A 16,730-nucleotide genomic window follows, 5' to 3' on the forward strand; every position below is an offset into this window, starting at 1 on the left:
TGTGAAGTCCCTAGGGTTGTTTTCAATTGAAATTACTTGAAAGCCACTGGTTTGCCGGAGCCGTCCTTGATCTCACCCCAGGCTTTGGCGATGATTTCCTTCACGCTGTCAGGCATTGGCACGTAGTCCAGATCGTCAGCCGTCTTGTCGCCTTGCTTGTAAGCCCAGTCGAAGAACTTCAGCGAAGCGGTCGCTTGGGCAGGCTTGTCTTGCACCTTGTGCATCAAGATGAAGGTAGCCGTGGTGATAGGCCAAGCGTCCTTGCCAGGCTTGTTGTTCAGGATTTGGTAGAAGCTCTTGGCCCAGTCAGCACCAGCAGCAGCGGCCTTGAAAGCGCTATCGTCAGGCGACACGAAGTTGCCGCTGGCGTTTTGCATCAGGGCATAGGTCATCTTGTTTTGCTTGACGTAGGCGTATTCCACGTAGCCGATGGAGTTTGGCAGGCGGCCCACAAATGCGGCCACGCCTTCGTTACCCTTGCCACCCGCGCCGGTAGGCCAGTTCACTGCCGTACCTTCGCCGACCTTGCTCTTCCACTCGGGATTCACTTGGCTCAGGTAGTTGGTGAAGGCAAAGCTGGTGCCCGAACCGTCAGCGCGGCGCACAGGGGCGATGGCGGCATCAGGCAAAGCCAGGTTGGGGTTCAGTGCCTTGACGGCAGCGTCGTTCCACTTGGTGATCTTGCCCAGGTAGATGTCGCCCAGCACTTGGCCATTGAGCTTCAGTTCGCCGGGCTTGATGCCGGTGATGTTCACGACTGGCACCACGCCACCGATCACAGTAGGGAACTGGATCAGGCCCTTGGCCTTCAATTCGTCGTCGGTCAGGGGAGCGTCAGAAGCGCCGAAATCCACGGTCTTGGCTTCGATTTGCTTCACGCCAGCGCCAGAACCCACGGATTGGTAGTTGATCTTGTGGCCGGTGGCCTTGTTGTAATCAGCGGCCCACTTCGAATACAGCGGCGCCGGGAAGCTGGCGCCGGCGCCCGTCACGTCCTGCGCGCTGGCCAGGCCAGTGAACGACAACACAGCGGCACCAGCCAGGCTGGTCAGGGCGATTTGGAAGGAAGATTTCATCTCAGTACCTTTTAGGTAAGTTAGGCAAAGGGGTCAAAACGGCGAGAGCGCTCAGCTCACTCTCCACGCAGCATTTACTGCGATGGGGTGAATTTAAGACGCTTGTATGACAAGCATGTGACAAATTCACTCCTGCGCTGGTGCTTCGCCCAGATTTGGGGCACGCCTTGCATGCTCCCTGCAGGCCTTACCCACGCCAAGTTGTTGTAAACATGCGTCATTAAATGAAAAAGTACGCTACAACGCGCGCCATTCATACGCAGACAGCTACGCAATAGATAGCATCTCGATGCTCGAAAACCCGCATCGCTTCTGTCTCCCGGTGCTATGCTGCGCACAAAATCTGCCTCATTTCATGAAAAACGGAACTCTTCTTGCAGCACTGGACCTTGGTTCCAATAGCTTCCGGCTGGAAATCGGCCGCCTCGACAACGGGCAAATCCACCGCACCGAATACCTCAAAGAGACCGTTCGCCAAGGCAACGGCCTCGACGCCGACCGCATGCTTTCGCTCGACGCCATGCAGCGCGGCTGGGACTGTCTGGCGCGTTTTGCCGAACGGCTGGCTGGTTTTGAGCGCCATCAGGTGCGCGCCGTGGCCACCCAAACCCTGCGCGAAGCACGTAACCGCCAGGAGTTTCTAGACCGCGCGGCGGAAATCCTGGGCTTTCACATCGACGTGATTCCGGGCCGCGAAGAAGCCCGGCTGATCTACCAAGGTGTGGCGCAATTGCTGCCGCAGTCTGATGAACGCCGCCTGGTGATCGACATTGGCGGGCGCTCCACCGAACTCATCCTGGGCCAAGGCTACGAGGCCAGCACCACCGAGTCGTACCGCGTGGGCAGTGTGTCTTGGTCGATGCATTATTTTGCCGACGGCCAACTCACTCCAGCCGCCTTTCGCGCCGCCGAAATCGCTGCCAAAGCAGTGCTTGATGAGGCCATCAGCATCTACCGCCCCAGCCAATGGGACATGGCCTATGGCGCTTCGGGCACCGTTGGCGCCGTGGCCGATGTGTTGACCGCCGCAGGTTGGCCCAAAGACACCATCGACCGGCGCGGGCTGAACTGGATCATGGAGCAGCTCCTCAAGGCCGGCCACGTCGACAAGCTGCGCCTGGAAGGCATCAAGGACGACCGCCGCCTGGTGATTGGCGGCGGCATCAGCATCTTGTGTGCGCTGTTTGACCTGCTGGGCATAGACCACATGCAAGCCGCAGATGGTGCCCTACGCCATGGCGTGCTGTACGACCTGGTGCAACGCGAACAGGTGCACACCGATCTGCGTGCCGCCACCGTAGAGCGTCTGGCCGAAAAGTTTGATGCCGACCGCGAACAGATGGCGCGTGTCACAAGCACCGCCACCCTGCTCTACAGCCAACTGGAGCATCCTTCTGGGGTGCCAGTCGATGGCGATGTGGAGTTTGAACGCGCCCAACGCAAACTCGCCTGGGCCGCGCAACTGCACGAGATCGGCAGCCACATTTCGCACAGCGACTACCACCGCCATGGCGCCTACATTCTGGCCAATGCCCATGCGCCCGGCTTTTCGCTGCCCGAGCTGCACCGCCTGAGCCAACTGGTGCTGGGCCATCGCGGCAAATTGCGTAAGCTCGACATCGACCTTCTGGACGCTGGCTTCATCCACCAGTTGCTGGCCCTGCGTTTGTCGGTGATCTTGTGCCACGCGCGGCGCGACCCCGAAGTCGCGGGCCTGCAGTTGGCGGCGCCATCAAACGCCAAACAGAAATTCACGCTGGCCTGCCCCGAAGGCTGGGCAGAGGCATATCCGCAATCGGCCCATCTTTTGCGAGAGGAAGTGGCAGCCTGGCAAAAAACACCCTGGACGCTATCTGTGACCGGGGTTTGATGTAGGCTCGGGGCGGCAGCTACAACTGTCGCCAAGGTGCAAAAACTAGGGGGCTGCCCCATTGAAAACCGAGGTTGTGCTGAGTACAACGGTTGGAAATGGTGCAAAGTGAGAGGGATGGGCTGCGGTAAGAAATTCAGCACCCAGAAACACAAACAAGAAAATACGTGGCGCGTACACGCCACACAGAGGGTTTCATGTCCGAGAGCAGAAGAGCCAATTTAAGCGACGGCTACAAGAGCTATTTTTCGATTGCGCCCGCACTCGACGAGACGAGTGTGGACGAAGTGTTTTTCATCCGCCACGACGTCTATGCCCGCGAACTCGGCTTTGAGCCGGTACGCGCCGACCAACGCGAAACCGACCAATACGACCAGCGCTCTAAGCACTGCCTGCTGCGCACCTCGCGCGAACCGCTGCGCCCCGTGGGTTGCGCCCGCGTGGTGTTCACCGACCCCAACCAACCCGACTCTCCCCTGCCCTTCGAGCTGACCTGCCGCAACACGCTGGACCGCAGCATCATCGACCCCGCCAAACTGCCACGAGAGCGCATTGCCGAAGTCTCGCGCCTGGCGGTGCTGGCCGAGTTTCGTCGGCGCAAAGGCGAGCAAGGCAGCGCGGCCGTCATCTCTGAAGGCGATTTCGGCGACGACAAACAACCGCGCTTTCCGTTCATCCCCGTCAGCCTGTACATGGGCGCCGTGCTGCTGGCCCAGCGCCATGGCATCGAGTACTTATTCACCTTGACCGAGCCACGTCTGGCCGAGCACTTTGGCAAGCTGGGGGTGCACATCAAACCCATTGGCGGCCCGGTGGAGCACCGTGGGCAGCGCATTCCATCGGTCATGCGTGTGCAAGGTATGTACGACGATTTGCGCCTGCTGATCAAGCCACTGTGGAACACCATCCACGAGCAGATCGACTCAGCCTACGCCAGCCCGCAGCAGCACTAAGCACGCCCTCTGCGGCATTGCTGGCGAGGGAACTTCCTCCTCGCCAGTGAAACACACTGTTTTCTTAGACGACAGGAGTGGATATGAAAGCTGTTTGCACTTCCAGTTGGGGTCGCAGGGCACAAGCATTGACCGCGACCCTGCTGACGCTCGCCTCGGTGGAGGCTTTCGCCCATCACGGCTGGTCATGGGCTGAGGGTGATCAAATGACGCTGCAAGGCACCATCGAGTCGATTTCGATGGCGCCGCCGCACCCCACCTTGAAAGTGAAATCGCCAGAGGGCGGCACTTGGCAAGTTGACTTGGGAAACCCATCGCAGACCGAGCGCTCTGGATTCAAGGGCGGCACGGCCAAGCCAGGAGACGCCATCACCGTTCGCGGCAACCGCTCCACCGAAAAAAATGCGCTGCACATGAAGGCTGTACGCATCACCCTGGATGGCAAAAACTACGACATGTACCCGGAGCGCATCAAGGATTGATGTTTCGTGCTTGACCTGATCGCTGCTTGGCCGGGTGCGCTCTGGCTGCAAAGCTCGGGCACGGCTTACATGTTGGTCAACGCGGTCCACATTGTGGGCATCGCGCTTTTGGTGGGCAGCATCATTCCGCTGGACGTGCTGCTCGCAAGAAATGTCGCCGGTGGTGAGCTAAAACTTCTAGCGCGCATCCTGCCCCGGTTTGCCCGCTGCGGCTTGGCCTTGGCGGTGCTGACCGGGCTATGGCTTTTCTCCGTCCGCCCATCGGATTACGTGGGAAACCCGGCGTTTCTGTTCAAGCTGGCCATGCTTGCTTTGGCCATGGCCAACATCGTTTGGCAACACGTCAGCGTGGATTGGGCGCAAGTCATGCAAGGACATGGCACCACCCGCGCAGTCCGACTGCGCGCAATCGCGTCCATCGTTCTTTGGCTATCCGCCTTGCTCGCAGGTCGTTGGATAGGTTTTCTGTGACGACGCCACCCGTTCACCGGGCCTGAACCACGCACGCCTAGGGAAAGCTCTAGGACTGTCTTCTTGACCGGTCAATTGTTATCGATCACTATCGATTGCATGCTTACGATTCATGGGTGAGCAAATTAGAAAATTCAGTTGACGCTCAACCAAGCTCCAGAAGTCATCCATTAACGTTAACAGTTTACGTATGGCCAGCTTCGTAGATTCGACGGCTTCGCTCAGGTGTGACCTGCATGCCTGGCTTACCCACCCCAGGAATTGAACGGATGATCACTTTCGGCGTTGTTGGTGCCGACCACCGACACATCTACCACCTCATCGAAGGGCTGCTGCGTGAAGGCGCCAGTTGCGCCGGCTACCTGGCCAGCTCGACCGATGCAAAAGTGCTGGAGGGCCTTCAAAGCCGCTTTCCGCAGTTGCGCGGCGTCGACTCTGCGGCGCAACTGTATGAGAACCCGGCCATCGACCTGATTGTGACGGCCGCCGTGCCGTCGCATCGCGCAGGCATCGCGATCGAAGCCATGCGGCACGGCAAGGATGTGCTGGCGGACAAACCCGGCATCACCGACCGCCTGCAGTTGCAGCAGGTGCAAGCCGCTGTGAAGGAAACCGGACGCCGCTTTGCGATCTGTTTTTCGGAGCGCATGATTGTGCCCTCGGTAGGCGCAGCCCAACGGCTCATCGCCGACGGCGCGATTGGCGACGTGGTGCAAACCATAGGCTTGGGCCCGCACCGCTTGAATGCCGCGATTCGGCCGGATTGGTTTTTCGACAAGTCCACCTACGGCGGGATTCTGGTGGACATTGCGTCGCATCAAATTGACCAGTTCCTCACGCTCACGCGCTCTACCGATGCGGAGATCACACTCGCGTCGGTGGGGCATTTCGGCAAGGCCACCAAACCCGACTTTCAAGACTTCGGCGAGGTGGCTTTGAAATCGAAGACCAACCTCTCACGCGGCTACGTGCGGGTGGACTGGTTCACCGCCGACGGTCTGCCCACCTGGGGTGATGGCCGCTTGTTCATCACCGGGACCGAAGGCTCCATCGAACTGCGCAAGTACGTGGATATTGAGGGGCGCAGTGGCACTGACCACCTTTTCCTTTGCGACCGACACGGCACGCGCTACATCGACTGCAAGGACGAGCCCATCACCTTCTTCAAGAAACTGATCCACGACATTCAACATCGCACCGAAACCGCTATTTCGCACGACCACGCCTTCACGGTATGCCGACTGGCACTTGAGGCCGACGCACTGGCATTGAAAGACAACACCTGATGAAAAAAATCAGCATCGCCCTGGTGGGCCTGGGCCCCGGAGCAGAGCCGCACCTGGCCAGCTTTGCCGCGTTAAAAGACCGCGTCGACCTGCGCTGGTGCGTGACCAGAGGCACATCCAATGTGCCTCCAGTACGCCAAAGGCTGGTGCCAGAGAGCGCACGGTTCACCAGCAACTTGAGCGAAGTGCTGGCCGATGCCGCTGTCGATGCAGTGGTCCTTGCAACACCGGCCAACACCCATCTGGCTCTTGCAAAACAAACGCTCGCCGCAGGCAAACACACGTTGGTTGAAAAGCCATTGGATGTCTCACTACAGCGCGCAGAAGAACTGGTGCAAATGGCAGACGCCAGCAAGCTGTGCTTCGGCGTGGTCTTGCAGCATCGCTTTCGGGCGGGTGCCGTTCGCCTGCGCGAGTTGCTCGACTCCGGCACACTCGGCACGCTGCAGGCTGGCATTCTGCAGGTGCCATGGTGGCGCTCACAGGCCGGCTACTACGACCAGCCCGGGCGCGGCACGCTGGAGCGTGATGGCGGCGGTGTGTTGCTGACGCAGGCGATCCATTCGCTGGATTTGTTTCGCAGCCTGGTGGGTGTACGCAAGGTGGTGGCGGCGCAAGTCATGACGACGCAAATCCATCAAATGCAGACTGAGGATTTTGTCTCCGCATTGCTGACCCTCGGCAACGGCGCGCCGGGCAACCTGATGGCCACCACGGCAATGTATCCCGGCCGAACTGAATCAATTGAGTTGGTGTTCAGCCAGGCCAGCGTCTCACTGGTTGGGGAGCGTTTGCAGGTGCAGTACCACGATGGGCGAACCGAGCTTGTGGAAGGTGAAGCCAAAACCGGCAGCGGCGACGCCATCATGGATTTTTCTCCCGCTGCCCACACCGCGCTGTACCGCGACTTCCTGGACGCCATCGTGCATCGCCGCGCGCCCAGCGTCAGCGGACGCGAAGCGCTGCTCACCCATCGCCTGATTGAAGAAATTCTCTCCACTGGAGCAGAAGACCCGCCGCGGCTGGACGCCGCATCCGTTTAGCCGCAGGTACTACGTACACGGCGAATAGCGCATAGACCTATAACGAGGAAGAGACATGAAAAAACTGACACGCAGAATGGTTGCATTGGTGGCGTTCTCAGCCTGGGCCACGCTGGCGGCTGCCGCCGATTTCCCCACCAAACCGGTGAAGATTGTGGTGCCCTATGCGCCCGGCGGCACCACCGATGTGCTGGCACGGTTTGTCGGATTGCGCCTGTCGGAAAACCTGGGCCAACCGGTGGTGGTAGACAACCGCCCCGGCGCCGCTGAAGCGGTAGGTGCCGGTGCTGTGGCCAAGTCTCCAGCCGACGGCTACACACTGCTGCTGGTCACGCTCACCACCCAGTCGATCAACCCGACGCTGTTTCCCAAACTGCCATTTGATGCCACCAAAGAATTGACCGCCATCGGCCGCGTGGCCGATGTGCCCGGCATGATCGCCGTGAATCCCAACGTGCCCGCAAAGAACATGGCGGAGTTCCTCGGCTACCTGAAAGCCAACCCAGGCCGCAACTATGCGTCGCCCGGCGCCGGCACACCCAACCACCTGGCGACCGAATTGTTCCTGAAAGCGGCGGGTGTGCAGGCCGTGCACATCCCCTACAAAGGCGGCGCACCTGCCGTGCAAGACCTGATGGCCGGTCACGTCGACTTCATGCTGATCCTTGCACCAGAAGCCATGCCGCTCATGGCCTCGGGCAAGATACGCGGGCTTGCCGTGACCTCGCTGCAGCGCTCGCCGATGCTCCCAGACCTGCCGACTGTGAGCGAATCGGGCCTGAAGGATTTTGAGATGGTGGTCTGGTACACGCTGTTGGCGCCCGTCGGTACGCCGCCAGACGTGGTCGCCAAATTGAACAAGTCCCTCAATTTCGTGCTGAACGAGAAAGTCACCAAAGACAAACTGGCCGAGCTCAGCATCAAGCCCGCAGGCGGTACACCTGAAGAAGCCATGAGCTTTGCCGCCAAGGAAGCCGCAAAATGGAAAAAGGTCATCGAAGACGCGAACATTCGCGCCGAGTGAGGGGCTAACTTCCTCGCGCCTTCTGTCGGTGTTTGCCACATGCGCGGCAGTTCTACCTGCCGTGCAACGGCTTCCATTGCAGGCGCGTGACCACCACCATTCGCCAAAGACGAAAGCCAGCGCAAGCGGCTATTGCTTTTGAATATCTTGTGTGCGCTCTTTCACTTCGGGCTGTGGCTGGGCAGAATGTACCGACCCTGCATCCGGGCCATCTGCACCATCCTCGCCACTCGACGCCTGCGCCAACAACGAGGGCACGCCCCCTTCCCCGGGTATGGCGCTGAACTGCATGCGCTGCGTGGCATGCAGCGGCAAGCGCGCCACACGTAGGGACTCCAGCACGGTGAACCACAACTCGCTGCGGGTGTTGTAGGTCACGCGCGGCGAACTCACGTAACACGTGGCGGTGAACTTCAACCGACCCTGCACATCCAGCCCTTCCAGCGCCACCGTGGGTGCAGGGGTTTGCAAAACGGCGGGGTGCGCCACCATGGCCTCCATCAACAAGCGGCTCACCTGTGCGGCGTCGGTATCGAGCGGCATGGGCAGCAACACCTGCACCCGGCCTAGCGGGTTGGCCATGGTGACGTTGCGCACGATCTTGGTGATGAGCTCTGAGTTTGGCACGATCACGGTGGAGCGGTCGCCCAACTGGATTTCGGTGGCGCGCACGTTGATGCGGCGAATATCGCCCTCCACAGTATCAAGCGTGACCCAGTCGCCCACCTTCACCGGCCGCTCCGCCAGCAAGATCAGGCCAGAGACGAAGTTTTGCACCACGGCTTGCAGGCCAAAGCCAATGCCCACCGACAAGGCACTGGCCACCCAGGCAATGCCTTCCAGGCTGATGCCCACGGCGGACAGCGTCATCGCCACCGCCAGCACCATCCCCACGTAGTTCACCAGCGTGAGCACCGAGGTGCGCATGCCGTTGTCCATTTGCGTGGTGGGCAACAGGCTGTCGTGCAGCCAACGACGCAGCAGACGCAGCAGCCCCAGACTGGCCAGCAACACGATCACGGCCTGCACAATCAGTGCGGGGCGCAGGTTGACCTGGCCGATCTTCAAGCCCTGGCCCAGCATGTTGCTGCGCTCGAACAATTCCATGGGGCCCTCGCCCACCGGCGCCACGATCAACAACACCGCCACCGCCAACAGGGCCAGACGCAACAGGCCGGAAATCCACACCGCCACCTGCTGGCGCAGGCGCGTCGCGTTTTGCGGGGTGACGTCGGGCGGCGAGCCCTCTGGCGCAGGAGGCTGGCCTTGCCAGGTTTCGCACACGTCCACTACCACCACCATCAGCAAGTAGGCGGTGGCCAACACCAATGTGCTCCAGATGATCTGGCGCAGCATGTACGAACCAAACGCCACGTAGCCCAGCAGCAAGCTGGCAATACACCCCAGCAACACCAGCCAGGCTCCTACTGCCACCAGTTGCAGCCAGCGCGGGGCTTGGCGTGTGTCGGCCTCTGTCGCGGCATTCGCCAGATTCGCCGCTTGCAGGCGGCGGCCGCGCATCACCGCCAGCACCAGCACCACGCCCATACTCAGCGCCAAAATGCAGTGCACAGCCACGGTTGTAGCCAAGCTGGTGTCGAGCAAACCGTAGAACTGATCGGCAATCCAGCCGATCACCATCACCACGGCCATCACCAGCGGAAAGTAACGCAGGCCGTTGGCCACGTTGTCGGGCAAGGGCAACAAACGCCAACTCGGACGCCCGGCCGACAACAGCGCGTTGCCCAGGCCCGCCACAAAACCGCCAAAGCACAGCGGTCCAGACAAGGCGCGCAGCAAATCCTGCGGGTGTTCTTCGGGCGCCATCCAACTCAAGCCCAAAGCGACCACCTCGATAAAGATCAACGGCGTGAGCGTAGCCAGCACCACGTGCAGCAGCGCGTACAACGAGCGGCGCAGCCGTCCCGATGGCACCCGGGTGCTCAACAACTTTGTCAGCAGCTTGCCGATCCACACGCGCAACACCATGACCAAGGCCGCCAGCAACAACGCGCCCACCAAGGCCCAGGTGGGAATGGCACGGGTCACGCCCCAGGCGTTTTCAAACAGATGTTCGGTGCGGCGCGCATCGTCTTGCGCACCGGCGCTCAAGTCGCGCCAAAAACGGTCGGACAGGATGGAGGCGGTACGGCTGCCCAGCTCGGTCTGGAACGTGGAGCGGCGCGCTGCGCGAATCTGGTCCAGGGTTTGCTGCCCTTCCACTGCCAGCAAATTCGCCAGCTTGACCTTGGCATCCAGGCTGGTGACGTCGTCCTGCGCTTCCTTGCGCAGGCGCGCGATCTCCGGCGCTTCCTTGCCCGTGGTGGGCGGTGCGCCCAACTCGGTCAGGCGCGCTTTCGCTTCGGCCAGCTTGGGCGTCATCTCCGCAGCGGCGGCCTGGCCGTTGACCACGCTGCGCTGGGCCACGTCGCGCAGCGCATCCATTTGCTCGTCGGTCTGCGGGTTCGCCAAGGCTGCCTGCGCTTTGTCGAGCTGGGTACGCAGGGTCTGCAAATCGACCGCTTCCTCGGCAGCCGCAGCCGACACCGCGGCGGGTGCAGCATGCGCCAAAGGCGCCCCCGCCAACAAACACAACAGCGCGCCAACCAGCGCCAGCAGGCAAGCCGCGCGTACGCCACGGCCAAAGTCAAACAGCCAAGCCGCCAGGCAGCGACGCAAAGAGGGGGAATGGAACATCGGGTGTGGGTTCATGTGCGCACATTCTGGCATGCTGGTTCTGGCGTGATGTCAGCCATTTTCCCGACACATGGTTCCACGCTTTTATCGGCACAATGGCTGCATGCACCTGCATGAACTCCTCCAGCAATATGGCTATTGGGCCATCGCCACCATTGGTATCTTTGAAAACGACACGATGTTGTTGTTGGGTGCTTACGCCGCACATCAGGGGTACCTGAAACTTCCCTTGGTGATTGCCTGTGCAGCGGGCGCGGCATTCGCCAGCGACCTCATGTACTTTTACCTCGGGCGCAAACACGGCCAAAGCGTGTTGCAGCGTTTCCCTACCGCACAGCAGAAGCTGGCCAAACCCCTGGGCATTGCCGAGCGCCACCCGCTGCTGGCCATCTTTGCCATCCGTTACGCCTGGGGCTTGCGTGCCTGGCTGCCGCTGGCTTTGGGTCTGAGCCGCATGCGCTTTAGCGTATTTGCTCCTCTAAGCCTGATCGGTGCGGTGGTGTGGGCCTGGGTGGTGGGCCTGTTCGGCACGCTGCTGGTGCAGTGGGCGCACCAGTGGCTGGGCAACTTGCGGCAGTACGAACACCGTTTTCTGCAGGTGGTGGCGGTGCTGGTGGTGGGCGGCCTGGTGCTGATCGCCTGGCGCCATCGCCGGTGGTTCAGAACCAAGATTTAAGGCTACGCTGAACAAGTCCCAGCGTCGCCTTAAAGCTTTTCCACCTGCCACATTCGCCATAACAGTTATAGCGATTTGCGCTGGCTCCCGCCGTCGATTCCACGCCGGCCATGTTGTAATTTATGCCAATGCCACGCACGTCTTTTGACGGCCTGACAACCTGCTAGTCCTCGCATTTCAAAGGAGCCTGCCCCATGGCATCGTCCATCCGTCTGATTTCTTCCATGGCCACCAAACAAGTGCTGGCCGAACTCATTGCCCAGTACCAAGCCCAGGCGCCACACACGGTGCAACTGGAGTCGGTGGGCGGTGTGGACGCCGCCAAACGCGTGCAGGCCGATGAAGCCTTCGACGTAGTGGCACTGGCCTCCAACGCCATCGACCAACTCATCACAGCCGGCAAAGTGCTGCCGGGCAGCCGTGTCGACCTGGCCCACTCGGGCGTGGCCATTGCCGTGCGCCAGGGTGCGCCGAAGATCGACATCAGCTCCGAAGCATCGGTGAAGGCCGCTGTACTGGCCGCCAAAAACCTGAGCTACTCCACCGGCCCGAGCGGCGTGCAACTGGCCAAGCTGTTCGAGCGCTGGGGCATTGCCGAAGAGATCAAAAGCCGCATCGTGCAGGCGCCCCCTGGCGTGCCGGTGGGTTCACTGGTCGCCAAGGGCGAGGTTGAACTGGGCTTTCAGCAGCTCAGCGAACTCATCCATTTGACCGGCATCGACGTGCTGGGCCCCCTGCCCCCGGCCATCCAGATCACGACCACCTTCTCGGCCGGTGTGGCCACAAGTTCGGCGCAGCCTGAAGTCGCCAAGGCCTTGATCGCCTTCATGGGCGCACCGGCGGCCGCAGCGGCCAAGGTGGCGCAGGGCATGGAGCCGGCCTGAGCCAGAGCACTATGATGCAGGACCAACTCCCCGGCCCGCATCATGTTAAAACTGCACCCAACACCAGCAGCCCGCCGTGTGGCTGGCTGGGCAGGTCTGAGCGTACTGTTTCTGGCTTTGAGCATGCAGGTGGCTCATGCGCAAGACGCAACGGCGGCCGGGTCTAGCACCGCTACGCCAACATCCACCGCCGCCAGCGCTGAGCCCAGCCCGCCAACACAACAGGAACGCTCGCCCTGGCTGCTGGTGCCACTGGTCAGCAGCAGCCCCAAGCTGGGGTCGTCCCTCGGCTTGATGGCGGCCTACGTGACACGTTTTGACGAAGGCTCGTCCCCCTCGATGATCGGCGGGCAAGCCAAGCGGTCCGACACCCATTCCCAGGTGCTGGCTTTGTTTGGCCGCTTGTATTTCAACAGTGACCGCGACCGCGTGGTCGTGGCTGCCTTCAATGGCGAAGTCCACAACGACTACGTTGACTACCTGAATACCGGCATCGAAGTGCGCAGCCAGGAAAACATTCAAGGCTACCTGGCCCGTTACCTGCACAGCTTTGCGCCCAAGTGGTTCATCGGTGCCCAAGCCATCAAGAGCAATCTGAACATGGAAGGCGAGGACCCCGAATCCATCGAGGTGCTGGACTGGGCCAACGTCACCGGCTCGGTGTCCGCCGGAGTCGGCCTGACCCTGCTGTACGACAGCCGCGACAACGTCAACAACCCGACCTCCGGGCTGCTGGGCAACCTGCACAACCTGGCCTACCGCAAGATCATGGGTGGCAACAACAGCTACGACACCTACTCTGCCGACCTGCGTTGGTACCAGCGTACACACACCAACAATGTGGTGGCCGTGCACAGCCAGGCAGGTTGGACACAGGACGCCCCGGCAGCCAATCAAAGCGCCATCTCCATGCGCGGCTACACGCGCGGGCAGTACCTGGGCAAAAACGTGTTCACGCTTGAGGCCGAAGACCGCTACATGTTCCATCCCCAATGGGGTGCCAAGGCCTACGCCGGGTTGAGTTGCCTGTATGGTGGCGGCCTGTCCTGCAGCGGCGACAACCTCTATCCCATGGCCGGCCTGGGCGTGTTCTACATTTTGAAGCCCAAAGAAAACATGCTGGTCAGCGCCGAATTTGCCAAGGGCAATGGCAACAACCAAGGGTTCTATCTGCGCTTTGGCCATCCGTTTTAAGAGACTGCTCCATGGGTGATCCGCGCATCACCGTCAGCGTGCGCGCCCTGTGCGAGTTCACCGCCAAGGCGGGCGACCTGGACCTGCGCTTCACCCCCAGCCCCAGCGCGCTGGAGGGCATGCTCGGCCACGCCACCGTGCGCCGCCGCCGCGCGCCCGGCTACGAAGCCGAGGTCACTTTGCAGGGCGACTACGCCACACCTGATGGTGGCACGCTGCAGGTGCGCGGCCGGGCCGATGGGTTTGACCCGGCCCTGCAGCAGCTCGAAGAAATCAAAACCTACCGGGGCGACCTGTTGGCCCAGCCGGCCAACCACCGCGCGCTGCATTGGGCGCAGGTGCGTGTGTACGGCTGGCTGCTGTGCCAGCAACGCAGCCTGAATCAACTGCAACTGGCGCTGGTGTACTTCGACATTGCCAGCCAGCAAGAAACACTGATCACCGAGACCGCCAGCGCCGCCACGTTGCAAGCCCATTTCAACCTGCAATGCGCGCGTTATCTCGATTGGGCACAGCAAGAACACCAGCACCGCCTGCAGCGCGACCAGGCGTTGACCGCGCTGGCCTTTCCGCATCCCAGCTTTCGCACCGGCCAACGCGAACTGGCCAAGGCCGTGTACCAGGTGCAACGTGCTGGCCGCAGCCTGCTGGCCCAAGCCCCCACGGGCATTGGCAAAACCGTGGGCACACTGTTCCCCGCGCTCAAGGCCATGCCGGGCCAAGCGGTGGACAAGCTTTACTTCCTTACCGCCAAAAGCTCGGGCCGCCAACTCGCGCTGGATGCGGCGCGGCTAATCCATCCCGAGGGTGACAAGCCCGCCATTCGTGTGCTCGAACTGGTGGCGCGCGACAAGGCCTGCGAACACCCCGACAAAGCCTGCCACGGCGATTCGTGCCCACTGGCGCGCGGCTTTTACGACCGCCTGCCTGCAGCCCGCCAAAGCGCCGTCGCCACTCCGCTGCTGGAACGCGCCACCCTGCGCGAAACAGCCTTGCAGCACCAGGTCTGTCCCTACTACCTGGGCCAGGAAATGGTGCGCTGGAGCGACGTGGTGGTGGGCGATGTGAACTACTACTTCGACACCAGCGCCCTGCTCTACAGCCTGGCCCAGCAAAACAATTGGCGCGTGACGCTGCTGATCGACGAGGCGCACAACCTGCTGGAGCGCGCACGCCAGATGTACACCTGCACGCTCGACCACATCAGCCTGCGCCTGCTGCGCCGCACCGCTCCCGCCGCCTTGCAGAAAACGCTGGACCGCCTGCACCGCCAGTGGCTGGCACTGCTGAAGCCGCTGACCACGGCCTACACCGCGTTCGACGCCGTGCCGCCGAGGTTTCTCAACGCCCTGCAAAACGCCAGCAACGCCATCGGGGAGCACTTTGCCGAACACCCCACCGATGTGGAGCCCGCGCTGCAGCGTTTTCAGTTCGACGCGGCGCAGTTTGTGCGGCTGGCAGAAGGTTTGATGGAAGCCCCCACAAGCGATGCAGCCGATGCTGCAGTACAGGCAGATGCAGAAACAGCACCGCCCGCCATCCACCAAAACCATTCGTTATTCGACATTCAACGCCCAGAAGAAGACGCTGCCGCCTCGCGCCTGTGTGTGCGCTGCGTGGTGCCCGCTCCGCACCTCGCGCCGCGCCTGGCCAGCGCCCACGCGGCCGTGTTGTTCTCGGCCACGCTGAGCCCACGCCACTTCTACCAAGACATGCTGGGCCTGCCCACGAACACCGCCTGGATCGACGTGGCCGCGCCATTCAAGGCCACACAGTTGTCGGTGCAGGTGGCGCACCACATCTCCACGCGCTACACCGACCGCACCGCCTCGTTGCAACCGCTGGCCGAACACATGGCCGCGCAATACCAGCGTGCACCGGGCCATTACCTGGCCTTCTTCAGCAGCTACGACTACCTGCAGCAAGTGGCGGATGCGTTTGAGCGCCACGCACCTGAAGTACCCGTATGGCGCCAATCGCGCCGCATGGCCGAGGCCGAGCAAGCGCTGTTTCTCGCGCGCTTTGTGCCGGGCGGCCAGGGCATTGGTTTTGCAGTGTTGGGCGGCGCATTCTCCGAGGGTATTGACCTACCGGGCGACCGCCTCATTGGCGCCTTCATCGCCACCTTGGGCCTGCCCCAGGTCAACCCGGTGAACGAGCAGTTCCGCCAGCGGCTGCAAGCCCTCTTTGGCAGTGGCTACGACTACGCCTACCTCTACCCCGGGCTGCAAAAAGTGGTGCAGGCCGCCGGCCGCGTGATCCGCACCCCCGAAGACCAAGGCACGCTCCTGCTGATGGACCAGCGCTTTGCACGCGCCGAAGTGCGGCGGTTGCTGCCCGCGTGGTGGTCATTGCATCAGTTGTAGCGGCTTGTCTTCATCGGACACATCGAGGCGCAGCTCGCAATGCCAGCGGTCGCGGCGCACCAGTTGTTGATTGGCTTCGAGCGCCCGCAGGCTGCGCGCCACGGTTTCACGCGTGGTGCCCAGCAGCTCGGCCAGAACGGTTTGGCTGGGTAACCGCACACAACGGCTGCCTTGTTCAATCGACAGCAATTGCAGCGCCGCCCAGAGTTGGTCGCGCGCACCGCCCATGCGCATGACGTGGGCCCAATCGGTGAGCTTGCCAAACTCGTGCATATGCGCCAACGCCAGGCCCGACATGAAGCGGCTGCTCAGCACCCCCTGCCCGCGCGCGGTGGCAAAGTCCAGTTCACACCAGCGGCCTGCGGTGGCGCTCACACAGGTCAACAGATTGGGTTGCGCCAGCAGTGCAAACGTGCCCAGGGTTTGGCCACGGCCGGCCAATGCGATCACGCGTTGCCGCCCTTCACGGCTGCGCCGTTGCACCAGCAGCGTGCCGGTCTTGACGATGCGCAGGCTGATGGAAAGCTCGCCTTGCTCCGCCAGCACCTGGCCCTTGCGGAAAGAAAACTCGCGCATCAGTGGCGCAAAACCCTCACGTTCAGGAAGGGGCGACTTGCCCACCGGGCACAGCTCCCGGCAAGCACAGTCCATGCAACGCTTCTGCGGCGGCCGCACACGTGCACCCGTGCCGCTCAAACTTGTCAGCCC

14 protein-coding genes are annotated in these 16,730 nt (G+C 61.9%); 11 read left to right on the forward strand and 3 right to left on the reverse strand.

All coding sequences use genetic code 11. From position 1 onward, the window contains the following. Positions 1 to 32: 32 nt before the first annotated feature. Complete coding sequence (gene pstS, locus ACPWMG_RS15515; RefSeq protein WP_483300377.1) at positions 33 to 1,076, reverse strand: phosphate ABC transporter substrate-binding protein PstS; 1,044 nt, start codon at positions 1,074 to 1,076, stop codon at positions 33 to 35. A gap of 355 nt (positions 1,077 to 1,431) precedes the next feature. Here pstS and ACPWMG_RS15520 point away from each other — a divergent pair, with 355 nt between their 5' ends. The 7 genes from ACPWMG_RS15520 (at position 1,432) to ACPWMG_RS15550 (ending at position 8,205) form a co-directional block, all read left to right on the forward strand. Beyond that, positions 1,432 to 2,946 (forward strand): Ppx/GppA phosphatase family protein, encoded by a 1,515-nt coding sequence (locus tag ACPWMG_RS15520; protein ID WP_483300378.1) that lies wholly within the window; start codon positions 1,432 to 1,434, stop codon positions 2,944 to 2,946. Positions 2,947 to 3,143: 197 nt separating this feature from the next. Further along, positions 3,144 to 3,899 (forward strand): PEP-CTERM/exosortase system-associated acyltransferase, encoded by a 756-nt coding sequence (locus tag ACPWMG_RS15525; RefSeq protein ID WP_483300379.1) that lies wholly within the window; start codon positions 3,144 to 3,146, stop codon positions 3,897 to 3,899. A gap of 83 nt (positions 3,900 to 3,982) precedes the next feature. Then, positions 3,983 to 4,381 carry a DUF6152 family protein gene (locus ACPWMG_RS15530; RefSeq protein ID WP_483300380.1) on the forward strand — a complete coding sequence of 133 codons (399 nt, stop codon included), beginning with the start codon at positions 3,983 to 3,985 and terminating at the stop codon, positions 4,379 to 4,381. A 6-nt stretch (positions 4,382 to 4,387) separates the two neighbouring features. Beyond that, positions 4,388 to 4,852, forward strand: coding sequence for a DUF2214 domain-containing protein (locus ACPWMG_RS15535; protein ID WP_483300381.1), 465 nt, complete (start codon positions 4,388 to 4,390; stop codon positions 4,850 to 4,852). A 269-nt stretch (positions 4,853 to 5,121) separates the two neighbouring features. After that, positions 5,122 to 6,138, forward strand: a complete 1,017-nt coding sequence (locus ACPWMG_RS15540) for a Gfo/Idh/MocA family protein (RefSeq protein WP_483300382.1) — start codon at positions 5,122 to 5,124, stop codon at positions 6,136 to 6,138. After that, the gene (locus ACPWMG_RS15545; RefSeq protein ID WP_483300383.1) at positions 6,138 to 7,181 is read left to right on the forward strand and encodes a Gfo/Idh/MocA family protein; all 1,044 of its coding nucleotides are present in this window, start codon (positions 6,138 to 6,140) and stop codon (positions 7,179 to 7,181) included. Before ACPWMG_RS15540 ends, ACPWMG_RS15545 begins: the two co-directional genes overlap by 1 nt. A 55-nt stretch (positions 7,182 to 7,236) precedes the next feature. Continuing rightward, on the forward strand, positions 7,237 to 8,205 hold the full coding sequence (locus ACPWMG_RS15550; protein ID WP_483300384.1) for a Bug family tripartite tricarboxylate transporter substrate binding protein: 969 nt from the start codon (positions 7,237 to 7,239) through the stop codon (positions 8,203 to 8,205). Positions 8,206 to 8,334: 129 nt separating this feature from the next. Here ACPWMG_RS15550 and ACPWMG_RS15555 read toward each other — a convergent pair whose 3' ends face one another. Further along, entirely contained in the window at positions 8,335 to 10,917 is a 2,583-nt protein-coding gene (locus tag ACPWMG_RS15555) for a DUF3772 domain-containing protein (RefSeq protein ID WP_483300385.1), read from the reverse strand. A gap of 88 nt (positions 10,918 to 11,005) precedes the next feature. Between ACPWMG_RS15555 and ACPWMG_RS15560 the strand changes: the two genes are divergently transcribed. From ACPWMG_RS15560 to ACPWMG_RS15575, 4 genes are all read left to right on the forward strand, one after another. Next, a complete protein-coding gene (locus ACPWMG_RS15560) occupies positions 11,006 to 11,578 on the forward strand; it encodes a DedA family protein (protein WP_483300386.1) in 573 nt (190 codons plus the stop codon). Positions 11,579 to 11,772: 194 nt separating this feature from the next. Then, on the forward strand, positions 11,773 to 12,462 hold the full coding sequence (locus tag ACPWMG_RS15565) for a substrate-binding domain-containing protein (protein WP_483300387.1): 690 nt from the start codon (positions 11,773 to 11,775) through the stop codon (positions 12,460 to 12,462). Between the two features lie 42 nt (positions 12,463 to 12,504). Further along, positions 12,505 to 13,656, forward strand: a complete 1,152-nt coding sequence (locus ACPWMG_RS15570) for a BamA/TamA family outer membrane protein (protein ID WP_483300388.1) — start codon at positions 12,505 to 12,507, stop codon at positions 13,654 to 13,656. Positions 13,657 to 13,667: 11 nt separating this feature from the next. Next, positions 13,668 to 16,022 (forward strand): ATP-dependent DNA helicase, encoded by a 2,355-nt coding sequence (locus ACPWMG_RS15575; RefSeq protein WP_483300389.1) that lies wholly within the window; start codon positions 13,668 to 13,670, stop codon positions 16,020 to 16,022. Here ACPWMG_RS15575 and ACPWMG_RS15580 read toward each other — a convergent pair. After that, positions 16,005 to 16,673 (reverse strand): Crp/Fnr family transcriptional regulator, encoded by a 669-nt coding sequence (locus tag ACPWMG_RS15580; RefSeq protein WP_483300390.1) that lies wholly within the window; start codon positions 16,671 to 16,673, stop codon positions 16,005 to 16,007. The genes ACPWMG_RS15575 and ACPWMG_RS15580 overlap by 18 nt on opposite strands. Between the last annotated feature and the right edge of the window lie 57 nt (positions 16,674 to 16,730).

The sequence above is a fragment of the Hydrophilobacter chitinilyticus genome (genome assembly GCF_049860745.1).
Lineage (GTDB): Bacteria > Pseudomonadota > Gammaproteobacteria > Burkholderiales > Burkholderiaceae_C > Rhodoferax_B.